This is a genomic window from Oryzomicrobium sp. (genome assembly GCF_021287045.1).
GTDB lineage: Bacteria > Pseudomonadota > Gammaproteobacteria > Burkholderiales > Rhodocyclaceae > Oryzomicrobium.
On record NZ_JAJTBG010000007.1, the window covers coordinates 78,029 to 99,581 of the forward strand.

Sequence of the window (21,553 nt, forward strand, 5' to 3'; positions counted from 1 at the left end):
CGGCCTTTGTCGTTTACCGGCCTGGCCCCATGCTGGCGGCGAGCGGGTAACGGTGGAAATCATGATGTTTCGCACCATTTTGGTGCATTTTCGCGATTGGGGCGCCATCCTTGGCGCTTTCCCCACGCGCCATGCCGTAAAGATTGCGTCCGGAGCGGCACAAATGCCCGCGTCGGGCGCCTCCGGTTTGTGCCGGGGCGGTGATTTCGCTTAAACTCTGAGGTCTTACAAGCTGAGCGGCGGGATTCAGACCGGCCAGGGCGGCCAGCCCCGGAAGGTTCGACGGCCCCGCCGCTTATCCTTTTTTCCGCCCCGCCGGATGCGCTCGACGCGACACCGTTTCCGAGCCGCCGGGCAGGCCGGCGGCCGGCAGCGGGATTGCTCATGTCTCACCTGATGAATACCTACGCCCGGCTTCCCGTGGCGTTCTCCCACGGCGAAGGTTCCTGGCTCGTCGATACCGACGGCAAGCGCTATCTGGATGCCCTTTCCGGCATCGCCGTCTCCACCCTGGGCCACAACCATCCCGACCTGGTGGCCAGCATCGCCGCCCAGGCCGCCCGGGTGCTGCACACGTCCAACCTGTACCGCATTCCCCTTCAGGAACAGCTCTCCGATCGCCTGGCCGCCGTGTCCGGCATGGACGAGGTGTTCTTCTGCAACTCCGGCTGCGAGGCCAACGAGGCCGCCATCAAGCTGGCCCGCTTCTACGGCCACCAGCAGGGCGTGGACAATCCGGCCATTATCGTCATGGAAAAGGCCTTCCACGGCCGCACCCTGGCGACCCTGTCGGCCACCGGCAACCGCAAGGCCCAGGCCGGCTTCGAGCCCCTGGTGTCGGGCTTCGTGCGCGTTCCCTACAACGACCTGGAAGCGATCCGCAGCGTTGCCGGCCACAACCAGAACGTGGTGGCGGTGATGCTGGAGATGGTCCAGGGCGAGGGCGGCATCCACATCGCCGACCTGGAATTCCAGCGCCAACTGCGTGCCCTGTGCGACGAAAAGGGCTGGCTGCTGATCTGCGACGAGGTGCAGTGCGGCATCGGCCGGACCGGTACCTGGTTCGGCTACCAGCAGTCCGGCGTGCTGCCGGACGTGGCCACCCTGGCCAAGGGCCTGGGCTCCGGCGTGCCGATTGGCGCTTGCCTGGTCTCTGGCAAGGCGGCCGGCCTGTTCGGCCCGGGCAACCACGGTTCCACCTTCGGCGGCAATCCGCTGGCCTGCGCCGCGGCGCTGACCACCCTGGACTGCATCGACCGCGACGGCCTGCGCGACAACGCCATCAAGGTCGGCGAGCTGATCCGTACCGGCCTGGCCGAGGCCCTGGCCGGCGTTTCCGGCGTGGTCGAGATCCGCGGCCGCGGCCTGATGATCGGCGTCGAGCTCGACCGCCCCTGCGGCGAGTTGGTGACCCGGGGCCTGGAGGCCGGCCTGCTGATCAACGTCACCGCCGAGAAGGTAGTACGCCTGCTGCCGGCCCTGGTCTTCACCGAGGACGAGGCCCGGGAACTGGTGGCCCGCCTCGCGCCCCTGATCCGGACCTTCCTCGGCGCCTGATCCGGACGCCGCCCATAACGATAAGGAGGGAGACCCATGTCGTCACTCAAGCATTATCTCCAGTTCAAGGATTTCACCCGGGACGAGTACGCCTACATCTTCGAGCGCGCCGCCTGGATCAAGCGCAAGTTCAAGGGGTACGAGCGCTACTGGCCCCTGGCCGACCGCACCCTGGTGATGATTTTCGAGAAGGCCTCCACCCGTACCCGCCTGTCCTTCGAGGCCGGCATGCACCAGCTGGGCGGCGCCGCCATCTACCTGAACACCCGGGATTCCCAGCTGGGCCGGGGCGAGCCGGTGGAAGACGCGGCCCAGGTGATCTCGCGCATGAGCGACCTGGTGATGATCCGCACCTTCGAGCAGGACATCGTCGAGCGCTTCGCCGCCAATTCCAGGGTGCCGGTGATCAACGGCCTGACCAACGAATACCACCCCTGCCAGATCCTGGCCGACATCTTCACCTGGATCGAGCACCGGGGCGACATCACGGGCAAGACCGTGGCCTGGATCGGCGACTCCAACAACGTTTGCAACACCTGGCTGCAAGCCGCCGAAATCTTCGACTTCAAGGTCAATGTGTCCACTCCGGAAGGCTATGAAGTCGAGCCGGAGCGGGCCGGCGTGGCCGGTACCCACTTCGAGGCCTTCGCCGACCCCATGGATGCCGTCCGCGGTGCCCACCTGGTGACCACCGACGTGTGGACCTCTATGGGCTTCGAGGCCGAGAACGAAGAGCGTCTCAAGGACTTCGCCGACTTCCAGGTCGATGGCGACATGATGCGGGTGGCCGATCCCTCCGCTGTGTTCATGCACTGCCTGCCGGCACACCGCGGCGAGGAAGTCTCCGCCGAGGTCATCGACGGGCCCCAGTCGGTGGTCTGGGACGAGGCGGAAAACCGCCTGCACGCCCAGAAGGCCCTGATGGAATACCTGCTGCTCGGCCGGGTCGAGGCCAACTGACCCGGCCGGCCCAACCCCCATTCGTTTTCAATTTCCTGTTGTAAGGCACACATCATGAGCGACGTGAAAAAAGCGGTCCTCGCCTACTCCGGCGGCCTGGACACCTCGGTCATCCTGAAATGGCTGCAAGACACCTACCAGTGCGAAGTGGTGACCTTCACCGCCGACCTGGGCCAGGGCGAAGAGTTGGAGCCGGCCCGCCAGAAGGCGCTCAAGTTCGGCATCAAGCCCGAGAACATCTTCATCGACGACCTGCGCGAAGAGTTCGTGCGCGACTTCGTCTTCCCCATGTTCCGCGCCAACGCCCTGTACGAGGGCGAGTACCTGCTCGGCACCTCCATCGCCCGCCCGCTGATCGCCAAGCGCCAGATCGAGATCGCCCGCCAGACCGGCGCCGATGCCGTCTCCCACGGCGCCACCGGCAAGGGCAACGACCAGGTGCGTTTCGAGCTCGGCTACTACGCCCTGATGCCCAACGTGAAGGTGATCGCCCCGTGGCGCGAGTGGGACCTGCTCTCCCGCGAGAAGCTGCTCGCCTACGCCGAGAAGGCCGGCATCCCCATCGAGATGAAGCACAAGCAGGGCGGCTCGCCGTACTCCATGGACGCCAACCTGCTGCACATCTCCTTCGAAGGCCGTCACCTGGAAAACCCGGCCGCCGAGGCCGAGGAAGACATGTGGCGCTGGACCGTGTCCCCGGAGAAGGCGCCGGATGCCGCCGAGTACGTGGATCTGGAATTCGAGAAGGGCGACCTGGTGGCCATCAACGGCACCCGCATGAAGGCCCACGAACTGCTGGCCAAGCTCAACGAACTGGGCGGCAAGCACGGCATCGGCCGCCTCGACCTGGTGGAAAACCGCTACGTCGGCATGAAGTCCCGCGGCTGCTACGAAACCCCGGGGGGCACCATCCTGCTCAAGGCCCACCGCGCCATCGAATCCATCACCCTGGACCGGGAAGTCGCCCACCTCAAGGACGACCTGATGCCCCGCTACGCTAGCCTGGTGTACACCGGCTACTGGTGGAGCCCGGAGCGCCGCGCCCTGCAAGCCTTGATCGACACCACCCAGGAAACGGTGAACGGCTGGGTGCGGGTCAAGCTGTACAAGGGCAACGTGATCGTCGTCAGCCGGGATTCCAAGACCGATTCCCTGTTCGACCCGACCATCGCCACCTTCGAGGACGACGCCGGCGCCTACGACCAGAAGGATGCCCACGGCTTCATCCGCCTCAACGCCCTGCGTCTGCGCATCGCCGCCAACGCCCGGGCCAAGCGCGGCTAACGGCGGAGAAGAGGTAGCCCGGTGGAAGGAACCCTGTTCGGCTTCACGGAAGAGCAGATTTCGGATTTCGGTTCGACCTTCGGGATCGGGCTGTTCATCCTCTTCATGCTGTTCATCATCGCCGAGATCGCCTGGAAGTCGAAGGCCGGCAAGACGGGCACCTTCGTGCTCTTCTTCGTCCTGGCCTTCGGCATGCTCGGCTTCATCGCCAAAACCATCATTCAGAAAATCTGGGGAATCTGACCCATGTCCCAAGCGACCCAATTCGACAACGTTTCCGTCGTCAAGCAGGCCAACGTCTACTTCGACGGCAAGTGCATCTCCCACACCGTGCTGTTCGCCGACGGCTCGAAGAAGACTGTGGGCGTGATCCTGCCCGCCTCCCTGACCTTCAACACCGGTGCCCCGGAAGTCATGGAAACCGTGGCCGGCTCCTGCCGCTATCGCCTCAAGGGCGAGACCGAATGGAAGACCTCCGGCCCGGGCCAGGCCTTCAACGTGCCGGGCGACTCCAGCTTCGACATCGAAGTGGTCGAGCCCTACCACTACGTCTGCTACTTCGGCTGAGCGGAGGGTCGAATGCCGTCTTTCGACTTTTCCTCCGAAGTGGACATGGTGGCGCTCAAGAACGCCATCGACGCCACCGGCAAGAAGATCGTCGGCCGCCACGACTTCAAGGGCACCAGCGCCAAGGTCGAGATGAACGAGAAGGACAAGATCGTCACGGTCTATGCCGACTCGGACTTCCAGCTCGACCAGGTCAAGGTCATCCTCTTCCCCGAAATGGAGAAGAAGGAGCCCGACTGCACCAAGCGCCTGGACGCCCAGGCGGTGCAGAAGGTGTCCGGCGACAAGGTCAAGCAGGAGCTCAAGATCAAGATCGGTATCGAGAGCGAGCTGGCCAAGAAAATCGTCAAGCTGATCAAGGACTCCAAGCTCAAGGTCCAGGCCGCCATCCAGGGCGACGCGGTGCGCGTCACCGGCGCCAAGCGCGACGTCCTGCAGGAAACCATTACCCTGGTGAAGAAGTCGATCACCGACTTCCCCATCAAGTACGGCAACTTCCGCGACTGAGCCACGGCCTGGGTCTCGGCCCGGCCGCCGCAACAAAAAAGCCCGTCATTGCGACGGGCTTTTTTGTTGCCCCCGGCTGGAAATCCAGGCGGGGCGCCGATCTCCGGGGCGTCTGCCTGGAAAGCCGCGCCAGGCGCGGCGATCCGAGGGGTAGGTCCGGAGAGGCCCGTGGAATCAGGCGTCCCGGGGGGCGGTTTCCTGGAACGAGGGGCGCTGTTCCAGCTTCTCGTAGAGCCGGGCCAGGTTGGGATGGGCTTCGCGCCAGGCGATTTCCGGGAAGCGGAAGTCCAGGTAGCCCAGGGCGCTGCCCACGGCGATGTCGGCCAGGCCGAAGTGGGTGCCCATGCAGTAGGCCAGGTCGCCCAGTTCGTCGGCCATGAAGGTCAGGGTGCGGGTGATCGCCTGGTTGTGCAGGGCGATCCACTCGACGTTCTGTTCCTTGGCCTTGCGCAGGGATTCGTTGCGGATCGCTACGGCCGAATCGAGCAGGCCGTCGGCCAGGGCTTCCCAGCGCTTCACTTCCATTCGTTCCCGGTTGGGCTGGGGCATCAGCTTGTTGTTGGGGGTGACGTTGTCCAGGTATTCGACGATCACCGGCGAATCGAACACCGGGGTGCCGTCGTCCAGCACCAGCACGGGAATGCGACCCAAGGGGTTGTGCACGGGCACAGCGCTGTCGGGAGAGCGGGGGACGTCGATCACCAGGTCGTAATCGATCTTCTTTTCGGCCAGGACGATACGCACCTTGCGGGCGTAGGGGCTGGTATGGGTGCCGAACAGCTTCATGGTTCTCTTCTTGTCGGTTTCTCGGGCGAGAGGTCGAGCCGGATGAACAACAGGGGCAAAGTATAGCATTCGCCCCGTGCCGCACCGGCCGGACCCGCCTAGCTAACGGGATGTGCACAAAGGGTGCGTGATAAAATACAAAGCTTTGATGACCGGAGCGCGCACCAAAATGGTGCCAGCTTACCTGACTTGAAGCTGAATTTCTTCGCTTGTCTCTCCGATTGTCGCCACGATCCTTCCGTTTTCTTGGATGTTCCCTATGCCCGCCAGTTTCCTCACGGCCCTCTCGCCCCTCGATGGTCGCTATGCCGCCAAGGTTGACGCCCTGCGCTCCGCCTTCTCCGAATACGGCCTGATCCGTCACCGTCTCAAGGTCGAGATCGAGTGGCTCAAGGCCCTGGCGGCCGAACCCCACTTTGCCGAGATTCCGGCCTTCTCCGCCGCCACCGTGGCCGAGCTGGACGCCCTGGTGAACAACTTCTCCGAAGCTGACGCCCAGGCGGTGAAGGACATCGAGGCCACCACCAACCACGACGTGAAGGCCCTGGAGTACTGGATCAAGGACAAGACCAAGGCCAACGCCGAGGTCACCAAGGTCAGCGAGTTCATCCACTTCGCTTGCACCTCGGAGGACATCAACAACCTGTCCCACGCCCTGATGCTCAAACTGGCCCGGGAAGAGGCCCTGCTGCCGTCCCTGGACAAGGTCATCGCCCGCCTGCGCGAATTGGCCCACCAGCTGGCCGACGTGCCGATGATGAGCCGCACCCACGGCCAGCCCGCCACGCCGTCCACCATGGGCAAGGAGCTGGCCAACACGGTGTACCGCCTGACCCGTGCCCGCAGCCGCATCGAGCAGGTCGGCCTGCTCGGCAAGATCAACGGTGCCGTGGGCAACTACAACGCCCACCTGGCTGCCTATCCCGGCTACGACTGGGAAGGTTTCGCCAAGCGCTTCGTCGAGAGCCTGGGGCTGGAATTCAACCCCTACACCATCCAGATCGAGCCCCATGACGCCATGGCCGAGCTGTTCGACGCCTTCGCCCGGGCCAACACCATCCTGATCGACCTGGACCGGGACGTGTGGGGCTACATTTCCCTGGGCTTCTTCAAGCAGAAGGTCAAGGCCGGCGAAGTGGGTTCCTCCACCATGCCGCACAAGGTCAACCCGATCGACTTCGAGAACTCCGAGGGCAACCTGGGCCTGGCCAACGCCGTGCTCAAGCACCTTTCCGAGAAGTTGCCGATCTCCCGCTGGCAGCGCGACCTGACCGACTCCACCGTGCTGCGCAACATGGGCGTCGGCCTCGGCTACGCCCTGCTCGGCTACGATTCCCTGCTGCGCGGCTTGAACAAGCTGGAAGCCAACGCCCAGGCCATGCACGACGACCTCAACGCCAACTGGGAACTGCTTGCTGAGCCGATCCAGACCGTGATGCGCCGCTACGGCATCGCCAACCCCTACGAGAAGCTCAAGGAGCTGACCCGGGGTACCCGCGTCTCCCGCGAGGGCATGCAGGCTTTCGTCGCCACCCTGGAAATCCCGGAGGCCGCCAAGGCCGAGTTGCTCAAGCTCACCCCCTGGGACTACACCGGCAAGGCCGCCGAGCTGGCCAAGCGCATCTGACGCAACGGCCGCCAATTCCGCCATGCGCTGCCCCAAATGCGGTAACGACGTACCCGCCGACGCCCTCTATTGCCCCCACTGCGCGGGTGACGAGGCGCCGGAGGATCGCCTGCGCCGCCTGCGGGCGGCGGGGCTGCGCGGCGCCCTGATCGGCGGCGCCGCCGGCGCTCTGGGCGGTGCCCTGGTGTGGTGGCTGATGGGCCACCAGCGCGGCGTGCCTGGCATCGTCCTGTCGCTGGTGTTCGCCGGCGTGGCCACCGGCCTCGTCCTCGGGCTGGCCCGGCGACGCTGACGCCACCGGCCCTGGGGCCGGCCTGCTCCCATATCCCCGGACGGGGCCGTTTCAGCTCCGTCGCTTCTTCTTCGACTTCTTTCTTCGACCTTTGTCGCCGCGAAACGATGTTTGCTGACAACCTGAAAAAGCTCCCCGGCATTTCCCACCTGGCCGCCATCAACCTGCTCGACGCCGACGGCAACGCCGTGGCCCTGCTCGAAAACAAGCCGGGCAGCGCCGGCTCCGTGGCGGTGTACAACCACCTGGCCCAGACTTACGGCGCCATCACCCCCCAGGCCGCCCAGAAGGGCCTGGAAATCTACGCCGAGCACACCGAGGACGCCCGTGCCAATCCGGGCAAGCACCCCAACATCGACCGCCTGCTCCAGATCATCGAAACCGGCATCACCCTGCGCATCAAGCACGTCTTCGCCGAGTAAGGCCGCAGGCTGCGGGCCGGGGCGGCTCTGTAACCTCGGTTACATGCTGCCCGCTAGGATCATGGAATAATGGTCCCGCTGCCCCGCCGGTGCTCCCGGCGGGCGCGGACCGATCGTCCATCGACCCCTTCGGGGCCCAACAGGAGTCATAAAACAATGAAGCTGCTCTCCCGCATCGCCTGCGCCGTCGTCTGCCTTGCCTGCACCGCCGGCGCCCACGCCCAGATGAAGACCGAGGATGCCATCAAGTTCCGCCAGTCCGCCTACGGCTTCCTGGCCTGGAACATGGGCAAGATCAAGGCCAACCTGGACGGCAATTTCAACAAGGAACAGGTGGCCAACGCCGCCCGCGCCATCGCCACCGTGGCCAATTCCGGCATGGGCGCCCTGTACGTGCCGGGCAGCGACAAGGGGGCTGGCTGGAAGGAAACCCGCCTCAAGTCCGAGTTCTTCGCCCAGCAGGAAGAGGCCGGCAAGCTGGCCCGCGCCTTCGGCGCCGCCGCCAACGAGCTGGAGAAGGTGGCTGCCACTGGCGACGTGGCTGCGATCAAGGCCCAGTTCGGCAAGACCGGCGAGACCTGCAAGGGCTGCCACGACAAGTTCCGCAAGGACTGATCCTGTTCCGGACGGCGGCCATCAGGCTGCCGGCTGCCGCCGAAAACGAAAAAGCCGCCGGATATCCGATATCCGGCGGCTTTTTCGTTGCTGCCCGCTGTGGCGGGGCCTACCAGCTGGGCGTTTCCACCGCGGCAGGGGGCGGCGGGGGAGGGGAAAAGGTCTGGCTGGCCCAGCCACTGCCCACCGCCCAGGCCACGCCGCCGGCGATCGCGGCGGCGGCCAGGAAGGCCACGGGACCGCCACCCTGGGCCGAGCGGCTGTGGGCGGGCGCATCGTGCTTCCAGCCGGTGACCATGGGGGTCAGCAGGTCGTGCCGCTTCACCCGGCGGTAGTAGGCCACCGCCAGTACGTGGACGACCACCAGGGCGATGAGCAGGTTGGACAGCAGCTTGTGCACGCCGGTGAGCCGGTTCGACAGTCCGGCATCCACCAGGGCGTAGAGATGGCCGGTGAAGGCGATGTCGTCGTTGGCGAACAGGCCGGTGCCCACCTGGATGCCCACCAGGCCGAGCAGGGCCAGCACCGACAGGGCGCCCAGGGGATTGTGGCCGATGCCCTGCCACTGGCCGCGCAGGTAGCGGGCGATGGCGCCCGGGCCGGCGACGAACTGGCTGAAGCGGGCGTAGGTGGAGCCGATCACCCCCCAAATGAGGCGGAACACCACCAGGCCGAGAATTAGCACGCCCAGGCGGCCGTGCCAGACGATCAGGTTGCCCCCGATCTGACCGGTGATGAACGCCGCCGCGAAGGCGGCCAGCAGCAGCCAGTGGAAAAGGCGGGTTGGCAGGTCCCACAGGTAGATGCGTTGCGCGCTCATCGGCCGGTTTCTCCCATGAAAAAGACGGTTCATTGGTTCAGTTTACCGCGAAGCCGGTGGGTGACCCCGTGGAACATCCCAAGGGGGCGGCTGCCCAATCACATTGCACCAAGCACCAAGCGCAGCACGGCGATCCACCTGCCGGGCGTGGCCAGGCATGGCGGACCGACCTCCACGCAGCCAATGAGGAACGTCATCATGAAAAGCACGCATCTGTACGGGCTGGCATTGGCCAGCCTGCTGTCCCTGACCGCCTGTGCCACCCCCGGCGACACCATGGCGCCCGCCCGCTTGCAGGGCGGCATGCTGGTCGGGGCCAACGGCATGACCCTCTACACCCTGGACCGGGACCCGGCGGACGGCTCGAAGAGCACCTGCATCGGCCCCTGCTCCACCAACTGGCCGCCGCTCTACGCCGAGGCAGGCGCCAAGCCAATGGGGGCCTGGACCCTGGTCACCCGCGACGACGGCCGCCAGCAATGGGCCTACAAGGGCAAGCCCCTGTATTACTGGAGCAAGGACAAGGCCCCCGGCGATGCCGGCGGCGAGGGCATGGCCAACGTCTGGCACGTGGCACGGTGACTTGCTGGCCAACGTGTGTGCAGGAGCAAGCTGCCTGAAGCGCGGCGCATGGCAATCATCACGGGGGTAGGGGAGCGGGGGGCCTGCTAGACTCCGGCTTTGCCTTCTGTTTGGAGAGGGCTTTTGCCCATAAGGGCCATTACCTTTCCTCCTTCGCCGCCGGATATGCCCGCCTCTTTTCGCCCCGCCGCTTCTTCCACCACTCCTCCACTTGAAGCCTTGACCCCCTTGGTCCGGGCTTTTTCTGCCGGACGCTACGATGAGGTGGTTGCCGGGGCACGGGGGCTGCTTGCCAGGGATGTCGGTAACGGTGTGCTCCACAAGCTGCTGGGCAGTGCCCTCCATGCCAAGGGAGAGGCTGCAGCGGCGGTGGATGCATTGCAGGCAGCTGCCCGCCTTCTTCCCGAAGATGCCCAGACGTTCAGCAATCTCGGCAACGCCCTGGCGGATTCCGGGCGTTTCGATGAAGCAGTAACGGTGCATCGACGGGCCATCGAACTGCAACCCGATGCCTCCACTCACCGCTACAACCTGGGGTGTGCCTACCTGGCGTGGCAGCGCAAGGCTGAGGCCCTGGAACAGTTCTGGCTGGCGTTCGAGCGTGCTCCCGGGGATAGAATTCTCGCGCAGCTTTGTCGTGAGCTTGTGCTGGAATTGGGCGACACCAGCGTGCAGTTGGCATTTTGTCGTTTCAATGTCGCCTCCCTGCCGGATGACGATGCCGCCATGGGCATGCTGGGAGGCTTGCTACTTCAGGCCGGTGAGGATGCTGAGGCGGAAAGCTGGTTGCAGAAGGCCGTCGATCTCAATCCAGGCAACGCATTGGCCTGGTCCAATCTGTCTGTCGCATTGCAGAACCGGACGGCTCTCAAAGAAGCCGTGGCTGCCGGCACCCGGGCCGTGGAACTGAAGCCAGAATGGGCCATGGCGCATAACAACCTGGGCACCGCCTTGCGTGAGGCCGGTGCGTTCGAGGAAGCGAAGGCGGTTTTCTTGCGTGCCCTGGAGCTCGATCCGGATTACGACCAGGCGTTCTATAACCTTGGCTGTGTCAGTGCGGATCTGGGCGACCAAGTTACGGCAAGAGGGGCCTTCATCGAGGCCGTGCAACGCACTCCCAGGGCTGACTGGCTGCTGCTGGCCGCCCATGCCTGCCGTCAGATGGTGGATTGGGAGGGGGCGGAGCTTCTCGAGGCGGCGATGGGCGAGCAGTTGGCCTCCGCCGATGCCCTGATGGCGCAGGGTGGGCTGCTTGTTTCTCCATTTGCATATCTCACGACTCCTGGAACCTCGGCCGGCGAACAGTTGCGGGTGGCACAGCATTTTGCTTCCCGTTGCGCACCGTCCACTACTTGTCCGCCGGTAGGGGGCGCGCACTTAACTTCCGGCAAGGCATTGCGCGTCGGCCTGCTTTCGTCGGATTTCCGCGATCATGCGACTGCACACCTGATGGTCGGCGTGCTGGAGGCACTCGATCCTGGTCGCTTCCAACTGGTTGCCTACGACTTCAGTCCGGACCAACCGGATGCCTATCGGCAGCGCCTCCGCCAGGTCATCCCGGAATGGGTCGATATCCGGGCCTTGTCCGATTCCCAGGTGGCGGACCGGATTCGTGCGGACCGGATCGATATTGCCATCGACCTCAAGGGATGGACGCAGGGGTATCGCGCCCCCGTCCTGGCGCAACGCCCGGCAGCGTTGCAGATGCAGTGGCTAGGCTTTCCGGGAACCATGGGAGCACCGTGGATCGATTACATCATTGCCGACCCGGTGGTCATTCCCGTCGGGGCCGAGGCTGGCTACTCCGAACGGATTCTCCGTCTGCCCCATTGCTACCAGCCCAACGATTGCCACCGAGAAATAGGCCAGAACCCTGGCCGCCGTGCGTTGGGATTGCCCGAGGATGCTTGGGTCCTGGCTGCGTTCCACCAGCCTTACAAGATTACCCGGGCGGTATTTTCACTGTGGATGCGTCTGCTGCAGCAGGTGCCTGACGCCGTGCTGTGGCTGCTCGACCTGCCTTCTGTGGCCAAGTCTGGCCTGCTGCAGGCGGCGGCGGAGGCCGGTGTGGACGAAGGGCGTCTCATTTGGGCGCCGCGCATGCCACTGGCCGATCACCTGGGCAGGATGGCATGCGCCGACCTTGCCCTGGATACCTACCCGGTCAATGCCCACACCACGGCCAGCGACGCCCTGTGGGCTGGGGTTCCCCAAGCGGCCTGCTGCGGCGATACCTTCGTCTCCCGAGTATCCGCCAGCGTGGTACAAGCTGCCGGCCTGCCGGAACTGGTGGCCGAGGGGGAAGCGGCTTATGAGGCCATGTTGCTCGCCCTGGCCCGGAATAGGGCGCATCTTGCGCTCTTGAGGAACCGCCTGGCCAGCCAGCGTCTTACTTCTCCCTTGTTCGACAGCGCGGCATTTGCCAGCGCTGTTTCCCAAGGGCTCGAGCTAGCATGGCAGCGTTGCCAGCAAGGGCTACCGGCTGAACATCTGACTGTGTCGTGAGGTTGCGGGCACCAGGAGGCTGACCGTCTCGAGCGGAGGTGTACCGCACCTTCCTATGCTGAACAGGCAAAGAAAAAGCCGCGCCATTGAGTGGCGCGGCTTTTTCTTTGGTGCAAGACCGGAAGGCTCAGACGCAGGCGCCGTCCTCGGTCATGTTGGGGTCCTTGGCCTTGGGGGGCTTGATGAACTGTTCGCGGGAGACGCCCAGCCACATCACCAGGGGGCTGGCCACCAGCACCGACGAGTAGATGCCGAAGCAGATGCCGATGGTCAGGGCCATGGCGAAGTAGTGCAGGGTCTCGCCGCCGAACACCAGCATCGACAGCACCATCATCTGGGTCGAACCATGGGTGATGATGGTCCGGGAGATGGTGCTGGTGATGGCGTGGTCGAGCACCTGGGGCGTGGCCAGGCCGCGCACCTTCTTGAAGGTTTCGCGCACCCGGTCGAACACCACCACCGATTCGTTCACCGAGTAGCCCAGCACCGCCAGCACCGCCGCCAGCACCGAGAGGGAGAATTCCCACTGGAAGAAGGCGAAGAAGCCCAGGATGATCACCACGTCGTGCAGGTTGGCGATGATCGCCGAGACGGCAAAGCGCCACTCGAAGCGGACCGCCAGGTAGATGACGATGCCGACGATCACCAGCAGCAGGGCCAGGGCGCCGTTCTCGGCCAGTTCGCGGCCCACCTGGGGGCCGACGAACTCGACGCGGGAGAGGTTGGCGCCGGGTACGCCGGCGTTGAGCACGTCCATCACCTGCTGGCCGATCTGGGCGCTCTGCTGGTCGGACTTGAGTGGCAGGCGGATCAGCACGTCCTGGCTGGACCCGAAGTTCTGCACGGCGAAGTCCGAATAGCCGGCCTTGCCCAGGGCGCCGCGGATGCCTTCCAGGTCGGCGGACTGCTCGTACTTGACCTCGATCAGGGTGCCGCCGGTGAATTCCACCGACAGGTGCAACCCGCGGTGGGCGAGAAAGAACACCGCCAGGGCGAAGGTGAGCAACGAGATGACGTTGAACACCAGCGCATGGCGCATGAAGGGGATGTCTTTCTTGATGCGGAAAAATTCCATGAGATCGTTCTCCCGGGCTTACTTGGCGACGGCGGTGGAGTTGCCGGGTTTCCACACCTGGCCGATATGCACCTTCTCCAGCTTCTTCTTGCGGCCGTACACCAGGTTGGTGATGGCGCGGGAGATGACCACGGAGCTGAAGATGGAGGTGAGGATGCCGAGGCAGTGCACCACGGCGAAGCCGCGCACCGGGCCGGAGCCGAAGATGAGCAGGGCCACGCCGGCGATCAGGGTGGTGACGTTGGAGTCGAGAATGGTCGCCCAGGCGCGCTCGTAGCCGGCGGCGATGGCCGATTGGGGCGGCAGCCCGGCGCGCAGTTCCTCGCGCACCCGCTCGTTGATCAGCACGTTGGCGTCGATGGCCATGCCCAGGGTCAGGGCGATGGCGGCGATGCCGGGCAGGGTCAGGGTGGCTTGCAGCAGCGATAGCAGGGCCACCAGCAGCAGCAGGTTGGAGGCCAGGGCAGTCACCGAGATCAGGCCGAACACCTGGTAGTACACGATCATGAACAGGGCGATGGCGGCGAAGCCCCACAGGGTGGAGTGGAAGCCCTTGCTGATGTTCTCGGCGCCCAGGGACGGGCCGATGGTCCGTTCCTCGACGATGTCCATCGGCGCGGCCAGGGAGCCGGCGCGCAGCAGCAGGGCGGTGTCGTTGGCTTCCTCGGTGCTCATGCGGCCGGAAATCTGCACCCGGCCGCCGCCGATTTCGGTGCGGATCACCGGGGCGGTGACCACTTCGCCCTTGCCCTTTTCAATGAGCAGGATGGCCATGCGCTTGCCCACGCTCTCCCGGGTGATGTCGCGGAAGATGCGGGCGCCGGCGGCGTCCAGGGTGAGGTGCACGGCGGGCTCGTGGGTCTGGCCGTCGAAGCCCGGCTGGGCGTCGGTGAGACGGTCGCCGGTCAGCACCACTTGCTTCTTCACCAGCAGCGGCAGACCGCCGCGTTCCTTGTACAGCTCGGTGCCGAAAGGCACCTGGCCGGCCAGGGCGGCGTCCAGGGCGCCCGGGGTGTCGTCCACCATGCGGATTTCCAGGGTGGCGGTGCGGCCCAGGATGTCCTTGGCCTTGGCCGTGTCCTGCACGCCGGGCAGTTGCACGACGATGCGGTCGGCGCCCTGCTGCTGGATCACCGGTTCGGCTACGCCCAATTCGTTGATCCGGTTGTGCAGGGTGGTGATGTTCTGCTTGAGGGCGAATTCCTGCAGGCGCTTGATGGCCTCGGGCTTGAGGGTAGCGGTCAGGGTCAGATCGCTGCCGCTGGTACCGTCGGCCAGGGTCAGATCCTGCTGGGCATCCTCGATGGCGCGGCGGCCGGCGGTGCGGGTGTCCTCGTCGCGGAAGCGGACGACCACCCGGTCGCCTTCCCGGTTGATGCCGGAATGGCGCACGTTCTTGTCGCGCAGCAGGGTGCGCAGGTCGGCGGCCAGGGAGTCCTGGCGCTTGGTCACGGCCCCCTTCATGTCCACCTGGAGCAGGAAGTGCACACCGCCGCGCAGGTCCAGGCCCAGGTACATGGGCAGGGCGTGCAGACTGGTGAGCCACTGGGGCGAGGCGGAGAGCAGGTTCAGGGCCACCACGTACTGGGGGTCCTGGGGATCGGTGTTGAGGGCCTTCTCCAGGGCGTCCTTGGCCTTGAGCTGGGTATCGGTATCGGCCAGACGGATCTTGACGCTGTTGGCGTCGAGCTGGATGCCGGTGGCGTTGAGACCCGCCGCCTTGACGATGTCCTGGACCTGGGCTTCGAGCCGGGCGTCGGGCTTAAGGGTGGCCTTGGCGGAGGACACCTGCACGGCGGGGGATTCGCCGAAGAAGTTGGGCAGGGTGTAAATGAGGCCCAGCAACAGGGCCACAGCCACCGTGATGTATTTCCAGAGCGGGTAGCGGTTCATGGTTTCAATGCGAGACAGGGAGCCGGCAGGAGGAGGGCGGGGAAGAAAGACGGGGGCGGCAAAAAAGCGAAAGGGGCGCTTGCGGCGCCCCCGGTTTCGTCCCGCTTACAGGGACTTCAGCGTGCCCTTGGGCAGCAGCACCTGCACGGCACCTTTTTGCACCACCAGTTCGACGGGGCCGTCCTTGCCTTCGGACACTTCCAGGTGGATGTAGTTGTCGCCCACCTTGGCGATGCGACCGACGATGCCGCCCTGGGTCACCACTTCGTCACCCTTTTGCAGGGCTTCGACCATGGCCTTCTGTTCCTTGGCGCGCTTCATCTGGGGCCGGATCATCAGGAACCACAGCACGACGAACATCAGGATGATGGGCAGCAGCTGCATGAAGCTGTCGGCGGGACCGGCCGGGGCGGCCGCGGTCTGGGCGTGGGCGAGGGAAATCAGCACTGGGGTTCTCCGGTTCTGGTAATTGGCTAAAAGGTGGGGCCAGGCCGCGAAAATCGGGCCGGACCGGCAAAAATTTAAGTCTGGAAGTGTATCACCGGCAGTGCCGGACCTTGATTAACCGTATGTAATTGGGGGCGGGCGGGCCGATTGCAAGGGGGCTGCGGCCGCGCGCCGCCAGCCGTCGTTTTACGCCGGTCCCCGGGACCGTTCCGCAGCGAAGCGGCGGCGGAAGTCGTCGTATTCGCCGGCGGCGATGGCGGCGCGGATTTCCTCCATCAATACCTGGTAGTAGCGCAGGTTGTGGATGGTGTTGAGCATGGAACCGAGAATCTCGCCGGTGCGGAACAGGTGGTGCAGGTAGGCCCGGGAAAAATTGCGGCAGGCGTAGCAGTCGCAGGACTCGTCCAGGGGCCGGGTGTCCTCCCGGTAGCGGGCGTTCTTGATCTTGACGTCGCCGTAGCGGGTGAACAGGTGGCCGTTGCGGGCGTTGCGGGTGGGCATCACGCAGTCGAACATGTCGATGCCTTCGCCCACGGCGTACACGATGTCTTCCGGCGTGCCCACGCCCATCAGGTAGTGGGGCTTGTCCGCCGGTAGCTTCGGCGCCGTGTGGGCCAGGATGCGTTCCATGTCCTCCTTGGGTTCGCCCACCGACAGGCCGCCGATGGCGAAGCCGAAGAAGCCGATGTCTTGCAGGGCAGCCAGGGACTCGTCGCGCAGGTCCTCGTACATGCCGCCCTGGACGATGGCGAACAGGGTGTTGGGGTTCTCCTGGCGGTCGAATTCTTCCCGGGAACGCTTGGCCCAGCGCAGCGACAGGCGCATCGACTTGGCCGCCTCGTCGTGGCTGGCCGGGTAGGGGGTGCATTCGTCGAAGATCATGACGACATCGGAGTTGAGCACCGTCTGGATGCGCATCGACTCCTCCGGAGTGAGGAACAGCTTGGCCCCGTCGATGGGCGAGGCGAACTTCACCCCTTCCTCGGTGATCTTGCGCAGGGCGCCCAGGGAGAACACCTGGAAGCCGCCGGAGTCGGTGAGGATCGGCTTTTCCCAGCCCATGAAGCCGTGCAGGCCGCCGTGGGCGCGCACCACCGCCAGCCCCGGGCGCAGCCACAGATGGAAGGTGTTGCCCAGGCAGATCTGGGCCTCGATGTCGCGCAGGGCCTGGGGCGTCATGGCCTTGACCGTGCCGTAGGTGCCCACCGGCATGAACACCGGGGTTTCCACCACCCCGTGGGGCAGGGTCAGGCGGCCCCGGCGGGCGCGGCCGTCGGTGGCGAGGAGTTCGAATTTCTTGTCGGACATGGGAGCGGAAAGACGGGGAAACTGGAAAAAATATCGGGCGAAGGCGGTGGTCTGCGCAGGGCGGGGCGAGTGGACTGAACGGCTTACGCCCGGGGCGGGGCCGCCCGCTCCAACAGCATGGCATCGCCGTAGCTGAAGAAACGGTAGCGCTGCGCCACGGCGTGGGCGTAGGCGGCGCGGATGGTGTCGAACCCAGCCAGGGCGGCCACCAGCATCAGCAGGGTGGACTTGGGCAGGTGAAAGTTGGTGACCAGCCGGTCCACCACCCGGAACTGGTAGCCCGGGGTGATGAAAATGTCGGTTTCCGCGCCCCCGGCCGGCACCGTGCCGTCTTCCCGGCGGCCTTGCAGAGCGGCGGATTCCAGGGCGCGCAGGCTGGTGGTGCCCACCGCCACCACCCGGCCGCCCCGGGCGCGGGTCGCGGCGATGGCCTCGGCGGTGGCTGCGGGAATCTCGAAGCGCTCGCTGTGCATGTGATGGTCGGCGATGTTGCTTACCCGCACCGGCTGGAAGGTGCCGGCTCCCACGTGCAGGGTGAGGAAGGCCTGCTCCACCCCCATCGCCTTGAGCCGCCCCAGAAGGGCCTCGTCGAAGTGCAGCCCGGCGGTGGGGGCGGCCACCGCACCGGGGGCGCGGGCATAGACCGTCTGGTAGCGGGATTCGTCCTCGGCCTCGGCGCCGTGGGTGATGTAGGGGGGCAGGGGCAGGCGCCCGTGGGCCTCGGTCAGTTGCCAGAAATCAGGCCCGCCGTCGGGCAGTTCGAGGACGAAGAATTCCCCCTCCCGGCCGGTGACGGTGACGCCGAAGCTGTTCTCCAGCAGCAGCCGGGTGCCCGGTTTGGGCGACTTGGAGGCGCGCACCTGGGCCAGGGCCCGGTGGGGCTCGGCGATGCGCTCCACCAGCACCTCCACCGCGCCGCCGCTGTCCTTGGCGCCGAAAAAGCGGGCCTTGATCACCCGGGTGTCGTTGAACACCAGCAGGTCGCCGGGGGCGAGCAGGGAGGGCAGGTCGGTAAAGCCCAGGTCGGTCAGGGCCGGCCCGGCCACGTGCAGCAGGCGGCTGGCGGTGCGCTCGGCGGCCGGGTGCTGGGCGATCAGCTCGGGCGGAAGGGGAAAATCGAAATCGTCGACGGTGAGGGACATACAAAAGTGCACGAAAAGGATGGGGCCGCGGCTTGCCGCCCGGGGCGGGATACTGGATAATCCGCCTCCTTGCCAGGCCCCGCGGGCCGTTGCCGGAACTCCGGCAGATGCGCCCCGCGTCGCAGGCCACCCATGCCGGGATGGCGGAATCGGTAGACGCAGCGGATTCAAAATCCGCCGCCGCAAGGTGTAAGGGTTCGAGTCCCTTTCCCGGCACCAAGCATCGAAACGTCGATGCAGCAAAACCGCGCACTATACCCCTAAATACCCCATTAAATCAATGGGTTGTTTCGCTGCTTGGCTGCGTTGAGCACCTTCGGCGCACGCTGTCCGGTGGTGCGCCCATTCCCTCCCGGTTCTGTCCATGGGCAGAGCAAATCGGCGGGGGCTTTCTGCCCATTTCCCCTTCTCGTTAGTGCCGCTTTGCGCTGCCTTTAGCGCATGCGCAATGGTCAATGGTCTTCGCCAGACCGTTGTGGGCCGTTCACGTGCATCGAGCCCGCTGCGTCTGAGTACTGCCCCGAATACGGCGTTTTGTCAGACGGATACGCCCATTGAGATAGGTCTGGCAATACCAATTGGATATGTCAAATAAATAAATTTGACTGTACCCTGGCCCGCAGGATTGGTATGTGCCTGCGAAAAGGGGACGTAGTGGACGTTTGATCGCCGGCACACGCCGATCCGACTGGAACATGCCTCCGGGCATTTCACTCACTCACATCAGTGGAGGTCGGAATGGACATCGATTTTCATTACTACGCAACCTACGCGGCGGCCCGCCTGGCGGGGCATGGGACGGATGAGGCGGTCGTGATCGCCCATGCCGCACAGTACGTGGATGATTCGACCATGGCGTATCTGGTCGATGGCAACGGCGCTTACTACATTTCGGATTTTCGGCCGGTTCCGACCGTCCATTCCACCGTCCCCGACCTGGCGGACTTCGAGGTGAATCCGCTGCGCTGGGGCGGGTCGTATCTGGACAACCTGCGCCAGGTCTGGTCGGCGTTTCATTTCCTGCCTGGTAACTATGGCGCAACGCCCGAGCAGAAGGTGTTCGAGGGGCCCCGTTCGACCTTGACGTGGCGCTTCGGCAAGGTCGAAGAGGACAGCTTCAAGATGCTGTGCCTCCCCAACAGCGGTTTGGCGGGCAAGATGGTCAACGACATCCGGGAACATCACCTGGGCCAGGACTATCTGCTTCATCTCACCGGCATCCGCATGCATGTCCTGGCCGACACCTGGGCCCACATGTTCTACACGGGATCGCCGGTCTGGTGCGTCAACGATGCCGCGGAGCAGGTGTTCAACATCGGGGCCGACGGCCGGGAAACCGAGGTCGTCTGGAAGCGTGCCTATTACAAGGACTGGAGCCAAAGCAACGCCGAACTCATCAACGACCTGATCCGAGGTGAGGAAGCGACGCCGCCGAGCCTGTTCGCCAATTCCGTCTGCTACCTGGGCCATGGCCGCATGGGCCATCTGCCCGACTATCCCTGGATGACCTACCGCTACAAGCCGATGTGGTCCAGCCAATGGATAGTCAAGAACAATCCGGATTGCTACGTGAAGGCGTTCAAGCAGATCACCTGGGCAATGCGCTGTATCCGCGCGAACACCGTGTTCGATCCGCTGGATGCGGCCCAAGGCAGCGTGATCGATGCCGCGAAGGAAGCGGTCCTGCGCGAGATACTGGTCATGCAGGGGGACGAGGCCGGCCGGGAGTCTGCCGAGCGGCGTTGCAAAATGTGGCAGAAGCGGCTTGCCGACCTGGGGCTCGACGTGCCTCCGGCCTACGATCCCGAGCGCTGGCTGGCGGGGTTCAAGAACGCTGGCGACAAGCGCAGCACCGACTATTACCGCTTCAATCGCTCGGCCCGGAGCCACCTCGATCTGGTGGCGTCCGTGGTGAAGCAGGACCTGGGGGTCACCATCGACACGGCGCAAGGCTGCGTTACCGTACCCTTGCGTTTGCAGTCACCGACGGGGGCCTTCGTCGGCGCATTGCTGGCGACGGAACAGTACTATCCGCGCATGGATAGCAAGGGGGTAACGCTCGAATTCATCCTCGAGTCGGGGAGGACAGCGCTGGTTTCAGGCTGCAAGGTGCGAATCCGCACCACCGAAGCGGCGGCGGGCAAGTATTCCGAACTCGGCGCTTGGGCGACCCCGGCCCTTTACTATTACACCCCGGATTCCGACACCCAGAAACAGGGGTGGATCGTGCACAAGGTCGGCGGCAGCGATGGCGACATGATCGCCCCCGGCGATAGCATCCTGATCGAGAACATCAGCTACGGGCAGCAGAACATCCAATGGTACGACTTCAATGATGGCTATCGCTATCTGACGACCGGAAAAGAGCAGCCGGAGCGGAGTCGCTGGATCGTGCGCCTGCCTGAGGCCGCCGAAGCCCAGGAGGATGCGCGCCACGGGCGGGAGCCGGCAGTCCTTGCCTTCGGCAACCGGTTCACCTTGCAGGCCAACAACGGTATCTACCTGGGAGCCATGAAGGAGGCCCCTTATGCCTTGACCACCCAGTACTACCCACGCCTTCTGGATTCGGCCATTTCCCTCGTCTTCGAGAACCGCAGCGGAGCCAGCGACGGCACCCAGGCGGTCCGCGATGGCGGTGCTTTCTCCATCCGCACAACGGAATCGAGCACGGGAGACTACTGTTATCTCGGTGCCTGGGACACCACGGCCCTTTACTACTACAAGAAAAATTACGACCAAACCCGGCAGGGCTGGTCGATAGAGAAGCAGAGAGGCTCGCCGGGGGCCGAGTTGCGGGCGGGCGACGTGGTCCGCATTCGCAACCTGCACTACACGGACAAACCCTACCTGACGTATTACCAGCAGGAAGGCCAAGTCTGGTTGACCACCAAGGGCGTACAGAGCGGTGGTACCGATCCTCAGGTCGAATGGGTCATCCGCAAGGCGTGATGTTGCGCCCGCCGTTTCCCCCTGGAAAATCTCCAGGGGGAAACGGTCTGCATGAAGATTCGTGCCCCGCATGATCCGCGCGAGGTTCCCATCCAGTGAAACGATGGCGGGCGGAATCTGAAACAGAGGCTTACGAATTGGTTGCAAAACCGCCGTTGAAGCCGCACTGCCGCGCTCTTAACTTCTCACCGTGACGAAACGAAGGCGCGGCCTTG

20 protein-coding genes and 1 tRNA gene are annotated in these 21,553 nt (G+C 64.9%); 14 read left to right on the top strand and 7 right to left on the bottom strand.

Features of this window, described 5'->3' with window-relative positions; translation table 11 throughout:
• Positions 1-384: 384 nt before the first annotated feature.
• The 6 genes from LWW89_RS09390 to LWW89_RS09415 are packed head-to-tail and all read left to right on the top strand — an operon-like array spanning position 385 to position 4,875.
• Positions 385-1,557, top strand: coding sequence for an aspartate aminotransferase family protein (locus LWW89_RS09390; RefSeq protein ID WP_293263721.1), 1,173 nt, complete (start codon positions 385-387; stop codon positions 1,555-1,557).
• A gap of 36 nt (positions 1,558-1,593) precedes the next feature.
• Entirely contained in the window at positions 1,594-2,517 is a 924-nt protein-coding gene (gene argF / locus LWW89_RS09395; protein WP_293263722.1) for an ornithine carbamoyltransferase, read from the top strand.
• Positions 2,518-2,571: 54 nt separating this feature from the next.
• Positions 2,572-3,801, top strand: a complete 1,230-nt coding sequence (locus LWW89_RS09400) for an argininosuccinate synthase (RefSeq protein ID WP_054622110.1) — start codon at positions 2,572-2,574, stop codon at positions 3,799-3,801.
• A 21-nt stretch (positions 3,802-3,822) separates the two neighbouring features.
• Positions 3,823-4,044, top strand: a complete 222-nt coding sequence (locus LWW89_RS09405) for a DUF2788 domain-containing protein (protein WP_293263723.1) — start codon at positions 3,823-3,825, stop codon at positions 4,042-4,044.
• A gap of 3 nt (positions 4,045-4,047) precedes the next feature.
• Entirely contained in the window at positions 4,048-4,368 is a 321-nt protein-coding gene (locus LWW89_RS09410) for a pyrimidine/purine nucleoside phosphorylase (protein WP_293263724.1), read from the top strand.
• 12 nt (positions 4,369-4,380) lie between these two features.
• Positions 4,381-4,875 (top strand): YajQ family cyclic di-GMP-binding protein, encoded by a 495-nt coding sequence (locus LWW89_RS09415; RefSeq protein ID WP_293263725.1) that lies wholly within the window; start codon positions 4,381-4,383, stop codon positions 4,873-4,875.
• 174 nt (positions 4,876-5,049) lie between these two features.
• Here the strand turns inward: LWW89_RS09415 and LWW89_RS09420 are convergent, their stop codons facing one another.
• On the bottom strand, positions 5,050-5,661 hold the full coding sequence (locus LWW89_RS09420; RefSeq protein WP_293263726.1) for a glutathione S-transferase N-terminal domain-containing protein: 612 nt from the start codon (positions 5,659-5,661) through the stop codon (positions 5,050-5,052).
• Between the two features lie 259 nt (positions 5,662-5,920).
• Between LWW89_RS09420 and purB the strand changes: the two genes are divergently transcribed.
• The 4 genes from purB to LWW89_RS09440 all read left to right on the top strand — a co-directional run bounded on the left by purB (position 5,921) and on the right by LWW89_RS09440 (position 8,617).
• Complete coding sequence (gene purB / locus LWW89_RS09425) at positions 5,921-7,288, top strand: adenylosuccinate lyase (RefSeq protein WP_054620349.1); 1,368 nt, start codon at positions 5,921-5,923, stop codon at positions 7,286-7,288.
• Positions 7,289-7,310: 22 nt separating this feature from the next.
• On the top strand, positions 7,311-7,580 hold the full coding sequence (locus LWW89_RS09430; protein ID WP_293263727.1) for a zinc ribbon domain-containing protein: 270 nt from the start codon (positions 7,311-7,313) through the stop codon (positions 7,578-7,580).
• A 107-nt stretch (positions 7,581-7,687) separates the two neighbouring features.
• Positions 7,688-8,002, top strand: a complete 315-nt coding sequence (locus LWW89_RS09435) for a DUF2322 family protein (RefSeq protein WP_293263728.1) — start codon at positions 7,688-7,690, stop codon at positions 8,000-8,002.
• Positions 8,003-8,158: 156 nt separating this feature from the next.
• Positions 8,159-8,617, top strand: a complete 459-nt coding sequence (locus tag LWW89_RS09440) for a cytochrome c (RefSeq protein ID WP_293263729.1) — start codon at positions 8,159-8,161, stop codon at positions 8,615-8,617.
• Between the two features lie 109 nt (positions 8,618-8,726).
• On the opposite strand, the gene LWW89_RS09445 is transcribed toward LWW89_RS09440, so the two are convergent.
• On the bottom strand, positions 8,727-9,437 hold the full coding sequence (locus LWW89_RS09445) for a cytochrome b/b6 domain-containing protein (protein ID WP_293263730.1): 711 nt from the start codon (positions 9,435-9,437) through the stop codon (positions 8,727-8,729).
• 198 nt (positions 9,438-9,635) lie between these two features.
• Here LWW89_RS09445 and LWW89_RS09450 point away from each other — a divergent pair, with 198 nt between their 5' ends.
• Entirely contained in the window at positions 9,636-10,019 is a 384-nt protein-coding gene (locus LWW89_RS09450) for a hypothetical protein (protein ID WP_293263731.1), read from the top strand.
• Positions 10,020-10,238: 219 nt separating this feature from the next.
• Positions 10,239-12,524 (top strand): glycosyltransferase family 41 protein, encoded by a 2,286-nt coding sequence (locus LWW89_RS09455; protein ID WP_293263732.1) that lies wholly within the window; start codon positions 10,239-10,241, stop codon positions 12,522-12,524.
• 127 nt (positions 12,525-12,651) lie between these two features.
• On the opposite strand, the gene secF is transcribed toward LWW89_RS09455, so the two are convergent.
• From secF to queA, 5 genes are all read right to left on the bottom strand, one after another.
• Entirely contained in the window at positions 12,652-13,599 is a 948-nt protein-coding gene (gene secF, locus LWW89_RS09460; protein ID WP_293263733.1) for a protein translocase subunit SecF, read from the bottom strand.
• Positions 13,600-13,617: 18 nt separating this feature from the next.
• Positions 13,618-15,492: a protein translocase subunit SecD gene (secD, locus tag LWW89_RS09465; RefSeq protein ID WP_293263734.1), complete on the bottom strand. Its 1,875-nt coding sequence runs from the start codon at positions 15,490-15,492 to the stop codon at positions 13,618-13,620.
• Positions 15,493-15,597: 105 nt separating this feature from the next.
• Positions 15,598-15,876, bottom strand: a complete 279-nt coding sequence (gene yajC / locus LWW89_RS09470) for a preprotein translocase subunit YajC (RefSeq protein ID WP_365781390.1) — start codon at positions 15,874-15,876, stop codon at positions 15,598-15,600.
• A gap of 249 nt (positions 15,877-16,125) precedes the next feature.
• Positions 16,126-17,247: a tRNA guanosine(34) transglycosylase Tgt gene (gene tgt, locus LWW89_RS09475; protein WP_293263736.1), complete on the bottom strand. Its 1,122-nt coding sequence runs from the start codon at positions 17,245-17,247 to the stop codon at positions 16,126-16,128.
• Between the two features lie 83 nt (positions 17,248-17,330).
• Positions 17,331-18,389, bottom strand: coding sequence for a tRNA preQ1(34) S-adenosylmethionine ribosyltransferase-isomerase QueA (queA, locus tag LWW89_RS09480; protein ID WP_293263737.1), 1,059 nt, complete (start codon positions 18,387-18,389; stop codon positions 17,331-17,333).
• A gap of 134 nt (positions 18,390-18,523) precedes the next feature.
• Here queA and LWW89_RS09485 point away from each other — a divergent pair.
• Together LWW89_RS09485 and LWW89_RS09490 are read left to right on the top strand one after the other, a co-directional pair.
• Positions 18,524-18,608: transfer RNA gene (locus LWW89_RS09485), tRNA-Leu, on the top strand.
• A 519-nt stretch (positions 18,609-19,127) separates the two neighbouring features.
• On the top strand, positions 19,128-21,338 hold the full coding sequence (locus LWW89_RS09490) for a DUF6765 family protein (protein ID WP_293263738.1): 2,211 nt from the start codon (positions 19,128-19,130) through the stop codon (positions 21,336-21,338).
• Positions 21,339-21,553 lie beyond the last annotated feature (215 nt).